12 protein-coding genes, 1 tRNA gene and 1 pseudogene are annotated in these 16211 nt (G+C 62.7%); 6 read left to right on the top strand and 8 right to left on the bottom strand.

Annotated features, from left to right (window positions below; genetic code table 11):
- The coding region (locus K408_RS0116625; RefSeq protein ID WP_155251391.1) for an integrase core domain-containing protein at positions 1-312 on the top strand (312 nt) is incomplete at its 5' end.
- Between the two features lie 39 nt (positions 313-351).
- On the opposite strand, the pseudogene K408_RS38115 reads toward K408_RS0116625, so the two are convergent.
- A pseudogene (locus K408_RS38115) lies at positions 352-678 on the bottom strand (TenA family protein); the annotation flags it as partial.
- 957 nt (positions 679-1635) lie between these two features.
- Between K408_RS38115 and K408_RS40285 the strand changes: the two are divergent.
- Positions 1636-3162, top strand: coding sequence for a site-specific integrase (locus tag K408_RS40285; RefSeq protein WP_024339672.1), 1527 nt, complete (start codon positions 1636-1638; stop codon positions 3160-3162).
- Between the two features lie 306 nt (positions 3163-3468).
- Here the strand turns inward: K408_RS40285 and K408_RS0116610 are convergent.
- From K408_RS0116610 to K408_RS0116585, 5 genes are all read right to left on the bottom strand, one after another.
- Positions 3469-3544: transfer RNA gene (locus K408_RS0116610), tRNA-Lys, on the bottom strand.
- A gap of 166 nt (positions 3545-3710) precedes the next feature.
- Entirely contained in the window at positions 3711-4304 is a 594-nt protein-coding gene (locus K408_RS0116605) for a Spy/CpxP family protein refolding chaperone (protein WP_024339671.1), read from the bottom strand.
- Positions 4305-4497: 193 nt separating this feature from the next.
- Positions 4498-5502: a TRAP transporter substrate-binding protein gene (locus K408_RS0116600; RefSeq protein ID WP_024339670.1), complete on the bottom strand. Its 1005-nt coding sequence runs from the start codon at positions 5500-5502 to the stop codon at positions 4498-4500.
- A 217-nt stretch (positions 5503-5719) separates the two neighbouring features.
- Entirely contained in the window at positions 5720-7282 is a 1563-nt protein-coding gene (locus K408_RS0116595; protein WP_024339669.1) for a 2-isopropylmalate synthase, read from the bottom strand.
- A 478-nt stretch (positions 7283-7760) separates the two neighbouring features.
- Positions 7761-8030: a hypothetical protein gene (locus K408_RS0116585; protein ID WP_024339668.1), complete on the bottom strand. Its 270-nt coding sequence runs from the start codon at positions 8028-8030 to the stop codon at positions 7761-7763.
- A gap of 183 nt (positions 8031-8213) precedes the next feature.
- Here K408_RS0116585 and K408_RS0116580 point away from each other — a divergent pair, with 183 nt between their 5' ends.
- Together K408_RS0116580 and K408_RS0116575 are read left to right on the top strand one after the other, a co-directional pair.
- Positions 8214-9449, top strand: coding sequence for an SMP-30/gluconolactonase/LRE family protein (locus K408_RS0116580; RefSeq protein WP_024339667.1), 1236 nt, complete (start codon positions 8214-8216; stop codon positions 9447-9449).
- 210 nt (positions 9450-9659) lie between these two features.
- A complete protein-coding gene (locus tag K408_RS0116575) occupies positions 9660-10970 on the top strand; it encodes an ABC transporter substrate-binding protein (RefSeq protein WP_024339666.1) in 1311 nt (436 codons plus the stop codon).
- A 190-nt stretch (positions 10971-11160) separates the two neighbouring features.
- On the opposite strand, the gene K408_RS0116570 is transcribed toward K408_RS0116575, so the two are convergent.
- Entirely contained in the window at positions 11161-12330 is a 1170-nt protein-coding gene (locus K408_RS0116570) for a Gfo/Idh/MocA family protein (protein WP_024339665.1), read from the bottom strand.
- A gap of 365 nt (positions 12331-12695) precedes the next feature.
- Positions 12696-13145, bottom strand: coding sequence for a hypothetical protein (locus tag K408_RS0116565; RefSeq protein ID WP_024339664.1), 450 nt, complete (start codon positions 13143-13145; stop codon positions 12696-12698).
- 341 nt (positions 13146-13486) lie between these two features.
- Between K408_RS0116565 and glgC the strand changes: the two genes are divergently transcribed.
- Both glgC and glgA read left to right on the top strand, forming a co-directional pair.
- Positions 13487-14749, top strand: coding sequence for a glucose-1-phosphate adenylyltransferase (gene glgC / locus K408_RS0116560; RefSeq protein ID WP_024339663.1), 1263 nt, complete (start codon positions 13487-13489; stop codon positions 14747-14749).
- Complete coding sequence (gene glgA, locus K408_RS0116555) at positions 14746-16200, top strand: glycogen synthase GlgA (RefSeq protein WP_024339662.1); 1455 nt, start codon at positions 14746-14748, stop codon at positions 16198-16200. Before glgC ends, glgA begins: the two co-directional genes overlap by 4 nt.
- Positions 16201-16211 lie beyond the last annotated feature (11 nt).

The raw sequence follows: 16211 nt of genomic DNA, 5'->3' as shown, positions 1-16211 counted from the left end.
GACAGGGGCAGCCAATACGTATCGATAAAATACACCGAACGCCTGGCTGAAGCCGGCGTCGAGCCTTCTGTCGGCAGTGTCGGAGATTCCTACGACAACGCTCTCGCCGAAACCATCAACGGTCTCTACAAGGCCGAGGTGATCCATCGGCGCGGACCATGGCGCAGCTTCGAGGCCGTCGAGTTCGCCACCCTCGAATGGGTCGATTGGTTCAACAACCGACGGCTCCTGGAGCCCATCGGAAACATCCCGCCGGCCGAAGCCGAGCAACGCTACTACGCCATGCTGGAACAATCGGCCATGGCGGCATAACTTAAACCAAATGGCCTCCGGCAAACCGGGGGCGGTTCACATCTCGACCGCCGGCGGGGTTTGTTCAAGGTCGCTCGGAGATAGACCCCAACCGGCACAGAGCTTCACATGAAGATTCATCTCAACATCAAGGATGGCCGAGAGACCGGCCGCTGCTTCACGCATGTCGGTAAGCTTGGGCGACTTGTAGACCGAGAGCGCGTAGGCGCGCGTAAACTCGATGAGGAACAGGTAGTCCTGAGCGAGGTAGTGACGAAACGCCGCTTCGGCGAGCGAGCCGTCTGCCAATCCGTTCGTGAAGGGATGCTCGGTGTAGGCCCGCCACTCAACGGATGCTTCTGTCTTTAGACGCTCGAAGAAACTCACGATCTATTTCGCCTGGCTTGCTTTCCCATGAACCTCTTTTGCTCGCTACCGATAGCGCGCGAACCGGGACCCTGACCTTGACAGGCCGGGGCGATCAGCCGGCAACGATGGCGTACGGAATTCGCTTGTCGTCGGTCGCCGGGACTGACTTGCGTTCTCACGTTATCACCAACAGAACGCAATGCCCTAAGTCCAAGTTTCGATTGCAGACGAGCAGCACCAGTTTCGCACCAGAAACAACCCGCACGAAGCGCGGCGAATGTGGTCGAATTCTACGAAAAGCGCAGGAAAATCAACGACGGCGGCCATTATCCCGCCGCTCATAACGGTCTGGCTGCATGTTCGAGTTCGCTGACCGGTGAAATCTGCGCCCTCTCGAAGAGCGGGTGGGCTCACCGCATCAGTTTGGGCTGTATCGAGAATCCCCAAGGACGGCGAATGTCCGACGTGTTAGCACCGGGGCATCCTATTCATACTCCAAAAAAGCCGAATTCCCTACGCGCGATGGGGAATGCTTTTCGCCGTAGCCTTATCTGTTCATTTTGGGTCGTCAAAACATCAGTCGAAACGCCAAGAGCGGCGAGGGGTTATGGGTTTGCGCACCACAAGCATGCAGCCACCCTATTCTTCGACCGAGGTCGCAACGGCGATAGGCATCTCACTGGATACGTTCTATCGCACGCGCCGCCTTAGGCATGAGCGCGACGGCTTGCCTTCGCCGATCAGCGAGCGAGGACCGCTGAAATGGGAACGCTCCGGTTTCGATGCTTGGCTTACCCGACATCATCCTATGCGTCCAAAGACGATTGCTAACGATCCATTCGCGCCACCGCCAGCCGTAAGCGACCAGGAACACCGCGAGCGGCTGCGGAGGGCCTACGGCCAGCACGACTCTTGACAGACGAGATCGCGCTAGATTCCAATGGGCGCCATCTGTTACTGGCACTGAGGCTCCTTATGGCCGATCCCAAGTTTCCCCATGTGAAGTGGCGTGATGGCCGTCCTCGCTCCTCGCACGGTGCTTATGCCAGGGCGCTTGGCTTTGTCGATGCCGACTTGCGCCATCCGCCGCACGATGAAAAAGGCCGTCCGGTCGGTGCGTGGTTCAACCTCCAAGAAGCCTCAGACTTTTCAGACAAACGAAAGTCGGAAATCGAGGCGGCGCGCCGCGCCGGAAAACTACCGAAGAAAATTACGGTCCGGAAGCGCTCAACCGTCGAAGATCTTCTGGACGATTGGAGCAAGTCGGTCGAGTTCAAGGCATTGTCGTCCGCTTCGCAATCTTCCTATCGCAAATGTATCTCCGCAATCTTGTACCGACCGCAATCACGTGAATCCGCGGCGAAGATGCGTGCCGAAATCCGTGCCGCCAGGCTGCTCGGCGTAGCCGAGCCCGTCCGACAACTCGAGGCGATCGCGACTGCAACTCCGACATCAATCGGCAAACCGGAGTTCCGAGCCTTCTATAACTATGCAAAATCGGCTCGCGGCCATCATATGGCCCTCTCGATGATAGCGACGCTCTCAGCGGCGTTCACTTGGGGGCAGGAAAGCACCCTGTGGCGTCTCGGGCCCAACCCGCGAGAAGGCATGGAGTTCGATCATCCAGAGGGACGCATCGTGCAGGTTGCGATGCCCGAATTTTCCGCATGGGTCGCCGCAGCCGATGCGATCGAACGGCCTTCGGTCGGCGATAGCTTTCATCTGGCGTTGTTTACCGGGCAGCGCCAGACTGACCGTCTAATTATGCGCAATGAGAGCGACATCGAGGGCCGGCACGCGTTCCGGCAGAGCAAGACTGGCGAACTTGTCGACATCAAAGAGGCGCCACAACTCAGCGCACGGCTGAATGCCTCTCGTGCACGAGTAAAGGAGCTCAAGCTTCGGCTTCAACTGGATAAGGTGCCACCCGAACTCGTGGTCAATGAGGACAATGGCGAGCCTTATGACGAGAGTACCTATCGCCATTGGGTGTCGACCGCCCGGGCCGTCGCGATCTTCGGCCTTCTCGCGAGCGACAACGCGCGCCAGGCAATTGTACGCGCAGAGCGACTGAACGGCGAACTGATTAAGGATGTCGACAGGCTGTTCGCCCCTTTTCCTCTCGATGAGGAGAATAAGGCGCAGCGCGCTCGAGCGGTCGATCAGCGCAAGCGCGCATTAGCGGAATGGCTGGATGCGCAGTCCGCACGCGACAGCAATGGTGATGAGACAGCATGGCGCCTGAAGCCTTGTCCCGCGCTGATGTTTGTAAACGGCGCCGGCGAACTCGACCAAAAGCACGACCAAGACCTACGTGATACCTGTGTCATGCTTCTCGATCGAGCTGGCTGCGACTTGCTGACGATCTGCGACATCACTGGGCATTCATACCGAAGCGCGCAGACCATCGTGAAGCACTACCGCGCCCGCAATGCGGCTCGCGCCGATTCCGGCATCGACAGACTTGAATTGCAGGTGCGGAAGGAAGGTATGAAGGGTTGAACGCAGACCGGTAGGTCTCATTGTTGGTGTTTCAGCGGAGCATGGGCTCCGGCCTAAGGTCGCGCAGCGCGCCGCCAATCTCGCGTTCTGTGTTCCGACTCGCTCCTAGCCGAGCGCTTCGGCACTCGGTCATCTGTGAACGCGCAGAGTTAGCCATCGACGATCACCCGCGCCCGATTACAACGCTCCGGAATTATCCGACTCGTCGCACGGCGTGCGACGTACGACCACTAAAAGCGTCGCACGAGACCCGCTTTGTTCTGCCGAAGGATTTAAAAAAGCCCTTGCGGGCCAATCTCTTAAGGGTGGTGGGCGCACCAGGGCTCGAACCTGGGACCCGCTGATTAAGAGTCAGCTGCTCTACCAACTGAGCTATGCGCCCGAAAGGCGATCGAAGCCTTGCGAGGCCGGTCGTTTAGCAAAGCGATCCGGGGATGGCAAGCGACGGGACGCAAGTTTTCCAAGGCTTCGTCCCCAGGGGCGGAAAAGCGGAAAGCCGCTGGATTCCAGCGGCTTCGCCAAGGTTAATCGTGCGGAAACCCGGCCGCTCAGAGCCGGCCCTCGCGGTCCCGGCCCTCGTCACGGTCGAAGCGGTGATGGTGGAAATGGTCCATGCCGTGGCCCATCATGCGGTCCATGCCGCGCTCCATGAAATGGCGGTGGCGCGGACCGTCCTCGCCGCCCCCAAACGGGCCGCGGTGGCGGGTCAGCACCGCGAGGCGCCGCTTCTGGCCATCGTCCAGGGTCTTGTAGAGCGGATCGGCGGCATCGGCGATCTTCTTCAGGGCGGCGGAGCTGGCGCCCATGTCCTCGGCGCGCTGACGCAGGCGGGCGATCGGATCTTCAGGCTTGTCCGCATCATTGGGGCCGGCATTCATCCGCGCATTGGCGCGGTCGATGCGCAGCTTGGCGAACTCCCGCACGGCAGTCTCGACCGGCGGCCACAGCTTTTCCTGATCGGCGTTGAGCTTCAGCCCGGCATGGACGGCGGCGATACGCGCGTCGACCAAGGCGGCGCGGTCCTCGGGGTTCATGCGCATGTGGCGGACGTGCTCCGTCCACGGGCGATGATATTGGGCATAGACCGCGCCCGAGCCGGCGATGCTGAGCACGGCGATGGCTGCGATGGTGAATTTCTTCATGCGAACCTCCTCTGGAAGGATGCCCGGAGGATGAGCGCGGCGCGGCCCACGCGCAACTTACAACTTGGACAGGGAGCGCGACGTTACGAAGATGTAACGGCCGATTTTACCTCTAGCCGCAATTGGACATCATTCGCAACAAAGAGGCTTCCGTGCCGACGGCACGGAAGCCTTCGTTCAACGTTCGTTATGATCAGTTCGTGGTGCTCTTGGCTTCCTTCAGGAACTCGTCGATCAGCGGCTGGCCCACGCGGCTCGCCGCGTCCTTGTAGACCGGCTCCATCGCCTTGCGCATCGCCTCGTCCTGCTCCGGGGTGAGCTTGATGATCTCGCTCTTGCCGCTCTTCTTGATCTCGGCCAGCGCGTCATCGTTCTCCTTCTGAGACTGCGCGTTGCTGAAAGCGGTCGCTTCCTTCATCGCCTTGGAGAGCTGGTCGCGGATGTCGGCCGGCAGATCGTCCCAGAACTTCTTGTTCACGATCACGACGTAGCCGATGTAGCCGTGATTGGTCTCGGTGATGTACTTCTGCACCTCGTGCATCTTCTGGGTGTAGATGTTCGACCAGGTATTCTCCTGGCCGTCGACCACGCCGGTCTGGAGTGCCTGATAGACTTCCGAGAACGCCATCACCTGCGGCAAAGAGCTGAGCGCCTTGAACTGGGCCTGGATCACGCGCGACGACTGGATGCGGAATTTCAAGCCTTGATAGTCGGCAGGCGTGACGAGCTTCTTGTTCGCGCTCATCTGCTTGAAGCCGTTGTCCCAATAGGCAAGGCCGGTGATGCCCTTGGCGTCCAGCAGCTTGAGCAACCGCGTGCCGAGCGGCCCTTCCGTCACCTTCCGCAGCGTCTTCAGGTCGGGCAGGATGTAGGGCAGATCGAACACCTCGAACTCGCGGATGCCGAGGGGCCCGAACTTGGAGTTGGACGGCGCCAGCATCTGCACGCTGCCGAGCTGCAGCGCCTCGAGCTCTTCCTTGTCCTTGTAGAGAGTCGAATTCGGATAGACTTCGACCTTGACCTTGCCGCCGGTGTATTTCTCGGCCAGCTCCTTGAACTTCTCCGCGCCCTTGCCTTTCGGCGTGTCGGTGGCGACGACGTGGCTGAACTTGATGATGATCGGTGATTGGGCCGACGCCGGCCCTGTCAAGCCAAGTGCCAGAGCCGCGATGGACGCGGCGATCGCGAAGGTGCGCATTGTTTCTCCCTGTGGTTATTGAGGTCGCCCGGCGGGGGCGACCGATCCTTCATGGCCGTCACATCAATACAGGCCGGCGCATCGTACGGCTATTGGCCGTTCGCAGGGCTGCCATCTCTCCGGCCGTCATTCCGGGGCGATGCGAAGCATCGAACCCGGAATCTCGAGATTCCGGGCTCGCCTCGCCGAGGCGCCCCGGAATGGCAAGCTTCGCTTGTCAGCTCGCAGCCGCCGTCGTCACCGTGTCGCGCTGGCGCTTCATGACGATCTTGTTGAGCGCGCCCAGATAGGCCTTGGCCGACGCGACCAAGGTATCGGGGTCCGCCGCGCGTGCCGTCATCGATCGACCGTCCTGCGCCAGCCGCACCGAGACTTCGGCCTGCGCGTCGGTGCCTTCGGTCACGGCGTGAACCTGATACAGCTCCAGCTTGGCCTCGTGGGGCACGAGGCGCTTGATGCAGTTGAACACCGCGTCCACCGGGCCGTTGCCCTCGGCCTCCTCGATCTTGATCTGGCCGTCGACGTCGAGCTTCATGGTCGCGCGCTGCGGGCCATGCGTGCCCGCGATCACGGTCAGCGAGGTCAGCTTGATGCGGTCGTGGGAGGCCGCCATTTCCTCGTCGACCAGCGCCTCGATGTCTTCGTCGTAGATGTCCTTCTTGCGGTCGGCCAGCGCCTTCATCCGCGTGAACGCGTCTTCCAACTGGTTCGGGCCGAGCTTGTAGCCCATCTCCTCCAGCTTGTGCACGAAGGCATGGCGGCCGGAATGCTTGCCGAGCACCAGCGAGGATTGCTTCAGCCCGACCATTTCGGGCCGCATGATCTCGTAGGTGGAGGCGTCCTTCAGCACGCCATCCTGATGGATGCCGCTCTCATGCGCGAAGGCGTTCCGGCCGACGATGGCCTTGTTGTACTGGACGGGAAACGAGGTTGCCGCCGACACCACCTTCGAGGCACGGGTGAGCTGCGTAGTGTCGATCTTGTTCCAGTACGGGAATTTGTCGTTGCGCACGTTGATCGCCATCACGATCTCTTCGAGCGCGGCATTGCCGGCGCGCTCACCGATGCCGTTGATGGTGCACTCGACCTGGCGCGCACCGCCGACGATGCCGGCCAGCGAGTTCGCAACCGCCATGCCGAGGTCGTTATGGCAGTGCACGGAGAATACCGCCTTGTCCGAATTAGGCACGCGTTCGATCAGCGTCCGCATGAAGTGAGTGTATTCCTCCGGCACCGTGTAGCCGACGGTGTCGGGGATGTTCACGGTGGTTGCGCCGGCCTTGATCACGGCCTCGACGATGCGGCACAGAAAATCCATCTCGCTGCGGGTGCCGTCCTCGGCCGACCATTCGACGTCGTCGATCTGGTTGCGGGCGCGTGCGACCATGGCCACTGAAGTCTCGATCACCTGCTCCGGGGTCTTGTTCAGCTTCACCCGCATGTGCAGCGGCGAGGTCGCGATCACGGTGTGGACGCGGCCGCGCTTGGCGAACTTCACCGCCTCGGCGCAGCGGTCGATGTCGGCCGGATGTGCGCGCGACAGGCCGGCAATGACGGCGTTCTTGGAGCGACGCGCGATCTCGCTGACCGCCTGGAAGTCGCCTTCGGAGGTGATCGGAAAGCCGGCCTCGATCACGTCGACACCCATGTCGTCCAGCAGTTCGGCGACCTCGAGCTTCTCCTCGAAGGTCATGGTGGCGCCGGGACACTGCTCGCCGTCGCGCAGCGTGGTGTCGAAAATGATGACGCGGTCCTTCTCGGACTTGTTCTGGGTGGCCATTTTCTAGAATTCCTTTTGAGCTTTTGCGCCGTTCAGACTGTCTTGGTCCCTGGCGCTTGGGTGTCCGGTGATCTCGACCAACCCCTGAGCGCCCAGGCGCATGGCGCCCAGCCGGCCCTCAGGGGCAAGTAAGAAGGAGGCCGCCAATAAGGAGGGTGGGCAGCGAGGCGGCCGGAATCGTGGCGGCGGCCAGAGCCACCTCCCTCGAAATCCCCTCGATTTGGCCGCGAATCAGCATTGCCGGACCCTTTGAGCCACAAATCCTCGGTCAAAACCGTTGACGGTTGGTTGCCGGGAGGCTCAGCGCGGTCCGTTTCTAGACGAGAAATGGCCCCAACCGCAACGCCAAAAGATGGTCAGGATAGCTGACCTGGCTGATTTCGGTTCGTGTCGAATGGAGCGGAATGCGTCCCGCATTCGCTCGATCCGGGCGACGGGACGTCCTGCCAGGCGATCGAGTGCGAGCGCGCCACGGCGGCTATCCCGTGCCGGTGCGGCGGGCGCGGGCCCTGCTCTCCCAACGGTTCAGCATCTGGCCGAGTTCGCCGGTGGCCCCGGGCACAGCGGTGCCGGCCTTCGCGATCTCGTTGGTGTTTGCCGGCGCATTCGCGGAGAGCCAATCCGGCTCCGCATATTCGCGCCAGCGGCGTGCCTCCGCCCTCCTTCTCCGAGAGACGTAGTCACGCGTGAAATATCCGGCCGCAAATGCGATCGCGAGAACGATGACCAGGACGACGACTTGCAAAATGAGCTCCGGCTTTATTCCCGTTCAGCGCCTTCAAGTCTAAACGCATTTGAAGGTGACGAAATTGCGACCCGCGATCGCGCAGTGGTTTCGATTCCACCTCTCGCAACCGGCGGCGGACGGGACTAACCTCCATCCCGCTCGGCCGGATCAACCGGCCAGCGAGACATGACCGGGAGGACGCGAATGACACGCCAAGAGGCTCGTGACCAGGAGCAGCGTGACCAGGATGCTGCGCTTTCGCGACGAACACTTGTCCGGGGGCTTGCAATCAGTGCGGCCACGATCGCGGGAGCCGGCGCCGCACTGGCCCAGACCGGACCCGCCGCACCGCCGAGCACCATCACCAACCCGCCGCGCGATTTCGGCCCTCGCGGCGCACCGACCACTTATTTCTGGGACCCCGACATCATCGCGGTGGATCCGTCTTTCAACGATCTCGCGCAGCCCAACACCGCGATCAAGCGTCTCTACACCGGACTGCTATGGGCCGAGGGCCCTGCGTGGAGCGCGCAAGGCCGCTATTTGTTGTGGAGCGACATTCCCAACAACCGGCAAATGCGCTGGAGCGAGGACGATGGCCGCGTCAGCGTATTCCGCTCGCCCTCCAACAACTCCAACGGCAACTCGTTCGACTTCCAGGGTCGTCAGCTCTCCTGCGAGCACCTGACGCGGCGCGTGACACGGTACGAGCATGACGGCACCGCCACCGTGCTGGCGGATTCCTATCAGGGCAAGCGGCTGAATTCGCCGAACGACATCGCCGCGCATCCCGACGGCAGCTACTGGTTCACCGACCCGCCCTATGGCGGCCAACTCTATGAAGGCGAGCCCGACGTCGCGGGTGGTCCGAGCAATACGGCCGGCAAGCTCAACCCGCGGATCGGCCAGCCCGCCGGCTTCGTGCCGGGCAGGCGCGAGCTGCCGACCAATTGCTATCGCATCGATCCGTCGGGCCGCGTCGACCTCGTGGTCACTGAGGACCAGGTGCCAGACCCGAACGGCCTGTGCTTCTCGCCGGACTACAAGAAGCTCTACATCGCCTCCACCGGCAAAGGGCCTGGCGACACCGGCCCCGGCGGCAAGGGCGAGATCTTCGTGTTCGATGTCGGCAGCGACAACAAGCTGTCCAACCTGAAACGCTTCTCCGACTGCGTGATCGATGGCGTGAAATGCGGGCCCGACGGCCTGCGCTGCGACGTCAACGGCAATCTCTGGGCCTCCAGCAATGCCGGCCGCGCGGTCGGCTACAGCGGCGTGACGGTGTGGTCGCCGGAGGGCAAGCTGCTCGGCCGCATCCGCCTGCCGGAAGTGTGTGGCAACGTCTGCTTCGGCGGCCCCAAGCGCAACCGCCTGTTCATGGCCGCGAGCCAGTCGCTCTATGCGGTGTATACGGCGACGCAAGGCGCGGGGCCGGGCTGAGCCACATAATCCGTGAACAAGAGCGCGCCGGCGTCTTTCGCCGGCGCATCACCGATCTCTAGGGCAGGAATATTGTCGTCTGAAGCATCTCGCATTTGCGTTCCCTGCCAGCGACGACGAGCCTCGGCTTTCGTCATGTTGACTTTCCACCGTCCCCCTCCCCATACTTCGTAAAAACAAGATCACACGACGGTTTTGAGGGAGGATAGGATGCCGACTTCACGCAGGCAGCTGCTGAAGACCTCGGCGGCTGCCGCCGCCGCACTCAGCCTCGACTGGACACGCGCCCAGGCGCAAGCCGAGACATTGCGCATCGGGCTGATCTACGACCTCACGGGCCCTTTCGCCGCCGGCGGCTCGGTCGCCTCCTCGATCGGCGCGCAGATCGCGATCGATCTCGTCAACGAGAAAGGCGGCGTCAGCGGCAAATACAAGGTTGCTCCGGTCGCCGCGGATTCCCAGAGCAAGCCGGACGTTGCGATCAACGAGGCCGAACGCCTGATCAACCAGGAGAAGATCGACATCCTCAACGGCGTCTATGCGAGCTCGCATGCGGTGCCGCTCGCAGCCAAGGTCGAGCAACAGAAGAAGATCCTCTGGATCACGACGGCGGTCTCGACCGCAGTGTTCAAGGACAAGAACCTGCAATACGTGTTTCGCGCCCAGATCCATTCGGATCAATACGGGCAGGCCTTTGCGAGCTTCATCAACGAGCACGCGAAAGCCAAGCTCGGCATGGATCCGAAAGAGGTCAAGGTCGCGCTGATCCACGAGGACGGCCCCTATGGTGTCGGCGTTGCCTCTGCCGACGAGGCCTATGCCAAGCAGGCCGGCATCCCCGTGGTGCTGCGCGAAGGCTATTCAGCCTCGGCGCCAGACCTGTCGGTGCTGGTGACAAAAATCAAGCGCGCCAAGGCCGACGTGATTTCGCATGCCGGCTATAACCCCGACATCACCCTGTTCCTGCGTCAGGCGCGCGAAAGCGGATTGCGATTCAAGATGCTGTTCGGCGCCGGCGCCGGCTACAGCCAGCTCGACAAGCTGCGCGCGACCTTCGGCGCCGACATCGACAATTTCTGCAACATCGACCCGGTGCCGGCGCAGCTGCTCGATCCTGCCAAGCTCGCGCCCGGCATGGGCGATCTCATCAAGACCATGGTCTCGCGCTATCAGGCCAAGACCGGCGCCACCGACGTGCCGCCGCACTGCTCGATGGGCTTCAATCAGACCTGGGTGCTGCTCAACAACGTGCTGCCGGTCGCCAAGGAGAAGTACGGCAGCTTCGAGCCAGAGGCGATCCGCAAGGCTGCGCTCGACGTCGACATCCCCGCCGGCGGCACCATCCAGGGCTATGGCGTCAAGTTCTTCCCGCCGGGCACCCCCCTGTCCGGCCAGAACGAACGCTCGACGCCGGTCGTGATGCAGAACGCGGGCGAGCACATCTCTGTGGTGTGGCCGACGAATATCCGCACACAGGACCCGGTGTTCCCACTGCCGAAGGGATCGACCTACGCGGCGTGAGGCAGGCCGGGCTGTCCCCTCTCCCCTTGTGGGAGAGGGTGTCTCGCCGCGAAGCGGCGAGACGGGTCAGGGGTATTTCTCCGCGCGCGTATCTCTCACTTCGAACCCGCCGAGACAAACCCCTCATCCGGCGCTTCGCGCCACCTTCTTCACAAGAGGAGAAGGGTTCGCAGTGTGCACATGGTGATATCTACAACACCACCCTTCGTCCCTCCTCCGCCGCCCAATAGCCGGCGTAGTTCACCTTGATCGTCTCATAGGCCAGCGCGAGATCCGACAGCGGCTGGCGCCCGGTGGCGACGCATTCCATGAAATCCTGGATCTCCCGCAGATATCCACGCGTCCATTCCTCCTCGAGGCAAACATATTGCCAGCCGGTCTTGCGGTCGACTTTTTCTGTGATGTAGACGCTCGCGAGCTTCTCCTCGCTGGTCTGATAGCTCATCAGATGTGTGTTCGGGGTGATGTTGGCGAACAGCGAGCCGCCGCTCGTATAGGTCTCGATCAGATTGCGCACGCCGCCCATGATCATGTCGCCGGAGAACACGGTCGCCTTGGTGCCGTCGGAGAACGTTGCGGTGAGCGTGCCCCAATCCTCGACATCGACAGGGTTCGCCTTGATGTAAGTACGCTCCTCGGGCTTCAGGCCCGCGGTGACGTTCCCGACATCGCAGGTGATGCTGGCAACACGGATGGTCTCGCCGCGCGCTTGGGCTTCCACCTGCTTCAGATAGAGCACGGCCGAGAGCGGGTGGCAGCCCATGCGGATGAGCGAGCCACCACCGGTCATCGCCCATTGCGCGGCATGGGCAGCGTGCGAGCCGGAATGGCTTTCCTCGCCCTTCATGAACAGGATCTTGTCCTTGGTGGCGCGGATGATCTCTGCCGTCTTGGTCACTGCCGGCGCATAGATCCAGTCCTCGGCGTACATGAAGAGTCGTCCGGTGCGCTCAATTGCGGCGCGCGTGGCGTCCATCTCCTCCAGCACGCGCTCGTACATCAGCGCCTTCGGCACGTGCTTGCCGATCGGCTGCTTGTCACCCTCGCGGCCGAAATAGCCGGCGAAGGGCTTTTCGCAGATCACATGCTTGCCGGCCTGCATCGCCCCGACGATCATCCCGGTATGGAGATTTGGCGGCGTGCAGATATCGATGACGTCGAGATCGGCGTCCGCGATCACATCTGCGAAGTTGCGATAGACGCGCGCGATGTTGTGCCGATCAGCGAATTGGAGGACGCGGTCGCCCCGCGCCGCCACCGCCGCGACTTCGACGCGCACGCCATAGACGCGTCGGAATGCATGCATGTGCAGCTCCGACACGAAGCCACAGCCGACGAGTCCCACCCTGATCCTGGCCATGGCGCCCCCTTTCTTCGAGGAGGCAGTATAGCGTGACGAAAGGCCTATTCCACCGAGACCCCGCACCACGAGCGCATAGACGATGCGGCCACCGAGAGCGGGGCCGATCGTTCACGCAGCAACGGATCGTCCGTCCCCGCTGTGGGGCACCCGGAGCGCGAACGGGCTCGCGCGATGGCGCCGCTGGTTCGTCCGTTCTCGCCGCGCACGGCTAGCTACGCACCAGTGCGAGTCAGATCGGCCATGACGACGAGCAACGATATGCGCGGGCGGCACGAGCGTGCCCGCTGCACCTCGCGGCCATCGTGCTCATGCATTTCGCATGCATGAGCCTGATGGTGTGGCTGTCCTTAGCCGCGTGCCGCTCACCAATGGCGATAGTGGTGACGGTGGTAGACACGATACGGGCGGTGATAGGCCCGGTAGGGGCGATAATAGCCGTAGCTATAATACGGACGATAAGGCCGATAGTATCGCGGATAAGCATAGCCCGGCCCGTAGCCATAGCCGTAGTAGGCTGGCGCGTAACCATAGCCGTAGCCGGGATATCCATATCCGCCGTAATACGGGCCGCCATAATAGCCGTAGGGCGCACCGCTGGCGATGGCGCCCCCGATGATCGCGCCGGCTGCGAGACCACCTAGGGCAAAGCCCCAGCCGCCGCCGCGCCAATGCACCGGTGTGACATTATCGCCGGCTGCAGCCTTCATCGTCGCGACATTGGTCGGCATCGGGCCCGCCGTGGCCTGCCCAATCTGGGCCGCCATGACCACGCCGGCCAATGAACAGGCAATTGCCGTCTTCCAGATCCTCATCGTCTTGCTCCCTGTCTCTGTCTGCTTTCGATGGAAAAGGATCGCAGTGTCATGATCGGCCATCCTTGCGCCAAGTCAAAGCTCGGATTTGCGTGCACCGCACAAGACACATGCCTTCCTTCTGATCAACCGGCTGCGGACGGGATCAATGACCTCGTCCCTCCCGCATGTGACACCGGCACGACGACGATTGGGGCCGGATCGCCCGGGCACGTATTAAGCTTCCCGTGCATTCGCAACCATCAACCATCTTCACGATTTACTATTCGTGCCACTATTATCGGTTCCAATGTGCGCGGCCGGGAGGCTTCTCGCGAGCGCCAGAGTTGTGGGAGAATGACATGAATGCCGCGAGACCCGAGCCGCTTGCCCGTCAGGCGCTGGCGTTCGTCCTGGCCGGCGGACGGGGCAGCCGGCTCCTGGAGCTGACCGACCGGCGCGCCAAGCCTGCCGTGTATTTCGGGGGCAAGTCCCGCATCATCGATTTCGCGCTGTCAAACGCGGTGAATTCAGGCATCCGCCGCATCGCAGTCGCAACCCAGTATAAGGCGCACAGCCTGATCAGGCATCTTCAAATGGGTTGGAACTTCTTCCGTCCCGAGCGCAACGAGAGCTTCGACATTCTGCCGGCAAGTCAGCGCGTCTCCGAGAACATGTGGTATGTCGGCACGGCCGACGCGGTGTACCAGAACATCGACATCATTGAATCTCACGCCTGCCGCTTCATCGTGGTGCTGGCCGGCGACCACATCTACAAGATGGACTACGAGGTGATGCTGCGCCAGCACGTCGAGAGCGGCGCCGATGTCACCGTCGGCTGCCTCGAGATGCCGCGGACGGAATCCTCGGGTTTCGGCATCATGCATGTGGACGAGAACGGCTGGATTCACGAGTTCCTGGAGAAGCCGAAAGATCCGCCGCCGATGCCCGGCAAGCCCGACGTCTCGCTCGCCAGCATGGGCATCTACGTGTTCGATGCGAAGTTCCTGTTCGACCAGCTCAAGCGCGACGCCGAGGACCCGAACTCGAACCACGATTTCGGTAAGGACATCATTCCCTACCTCGTCAAGAACGGCCGCGCCATGGCGCACCAGTACTCGACCTCCTGCGTCCGCACCGGCAGCGACCTCCGCGCCTATTGGCGCGACGTCGGTACGGTCGATGCCTATTGGGCCGCGAATATCGACCTCACCGACGTCGTGCCCGAGCTCGATCTGTTCGATCGCGCCTGGCCGATCTGGTCCTATGCCGAGATCACGCCGCCTGCGAAGTTCGTTCACGACGAGGAGAGCCGGCGCGGCCAGGCGGTGAGCTCGCTGGTCTCCGGCGGCTGCATCATCTCCGGTGCCTCGCTACGCCGCTCGCTCCTGTTCACCGGCGTGCGCGTCAACTCCTACGCCAACGTCGAGAACGCCGTCATCATGCCCTACGTGAATGTCGGCCGCGGCGCGCGCTTGAAGAACGTCGTGATCGACCGCGGCGTCGAGATTCCGGAAGGCCTGGTCGTCGGCGAGGATCCCGAGCTGGACGCAAAGCGCTTCCGCACCACCGAGCAGGGCATCTCGCTGATCACCCAACCGATGCTCGACAGGCTCAATAAATGACGCCTGTTCGCGTCCTCGCGGTCGCTTCCGAAGTCTATCCCATCGTCAAGACCGGCGGCCTCGCGGATGTCGCTGGCGCGCTGCCGGTTGCGCTCAAGGCGCATGGCGTAGAGATGCGCACCTTGATGCCGGGCTATCCCGACGTGATGCGCCTGCTCGCCGGCGCGGAGGAACTGCGGCGGTGGCCGGACTATTTCGGCGGTCCCGGACGGCTGCTCGGAGGCTTGCACGACGGGCTCGATCTCTTCGTTCTGGACGTGCCGCATCTCTATGCGCGGCCGGGTAATCCCTACGTCACCAGCGAGAACATCGACTGGCCGGACAACGGCGTGCGCTTCGCGGCGCTGTCGCGCATCGCCGCGGACATCGGCCACGGCCTCGTGCCGGCCTTCGTGCCCGATGTGGTCCATGCCCATGACTGGCAGGCCGGCCTCGCGCCGGCCTATCTGCACTATGACAACCGCCCGCGGCCCGGCACCGTGATGACCATTCACAACATGGCGTACCAGGGCAAGTTCGCGCCCGAGCTGATCGGAGCGGTTGGTCTGCCCTGGTCCTCCTTCAACGTCAATGAGCTCGAATATTTCGGCGGGATCAGCTTCCTGAAGGCCGGACTGCAATTCGCCGACCGCATCACGACGGTGTCACCGACCTACGCACGGGAAATCCAGACCGACGAAGGCGGCATGGGGTTCGGCGGCCTCTTGCGCGCACGCGCCGGCGTGCTCAGCGGCATCCTCAACGGCATCGATGTTTCGGTGTGGAATCCGCAAACCGATCCGCACATCGCCTACCGCTTCGGCACGGAGGACCTGACGTTCCGGGCTGCGAACAAGGCGGTGCTGCAGCAGCAGTTCAATCTCGATTCCTCGGACGAAGCGCCGCTGCTCGGCGTCATCAGTCGATTGTCCTGGCAGAAGGGGCTCGATCTGCTGCTCGAGGCCATCCCGACCATTTTGCGCGAAGGCATGCAGCTCGCGCTGCTCGGCAGCGGCGACCGCGACCTGCAGGATCGCTATCAGGCTGCGGCCCGCGCCAATCCCGGCCGGATCGGCGTCGTGATCGGTTACGACGAGATTCTGGCGCATCTCATCCAGGCCGGGGCGGACGCGCTCGTCGTTCCATCGCGGTTCGAGCCGTGCGGCCTGACCCAGCTTTGCGCGCTGCGCTATGGCGCCGTGCCGATCGTGTCCCGCGTCGGCGGTCTCGAAGACACCATCGTCGATATCGGCGAGGCCGATGCGTCCGGCCACGACGCCACGGGGTTCAAGTTCGGCCCGGTGACGGCGGATGCCCTCGCCGGCACGCTGCGCAAGGCCAACATCGCCTTCCACGACAAGCTGACCTGGCGCCGGCTGCAACGAAGCGGCCTTGCGACCGACGTTTCCTGGCGCAATCGCGCCGGCGACTATGCCGCGCTCTATCGCAGCCTCATGGCGGCGCGCGCGTGAGGCATGGCCGA

This window comes from Bradyrhizobium sp. in8p8 (assembly GCF_000426845.1).
Taxonomy (GTDB): domain Bacteria; phylum Pseudomonadota; class Alphaproteobacteria; order Rhizobiales; family Xanthobacteraceae; genus Bradyrhizobium; species Bradyrhizobium japonicum_C.
Note: the sequence above shows the minus strand (reverse complement) of the source record. Positions and strands in the feature narration are given on the sequence as shown.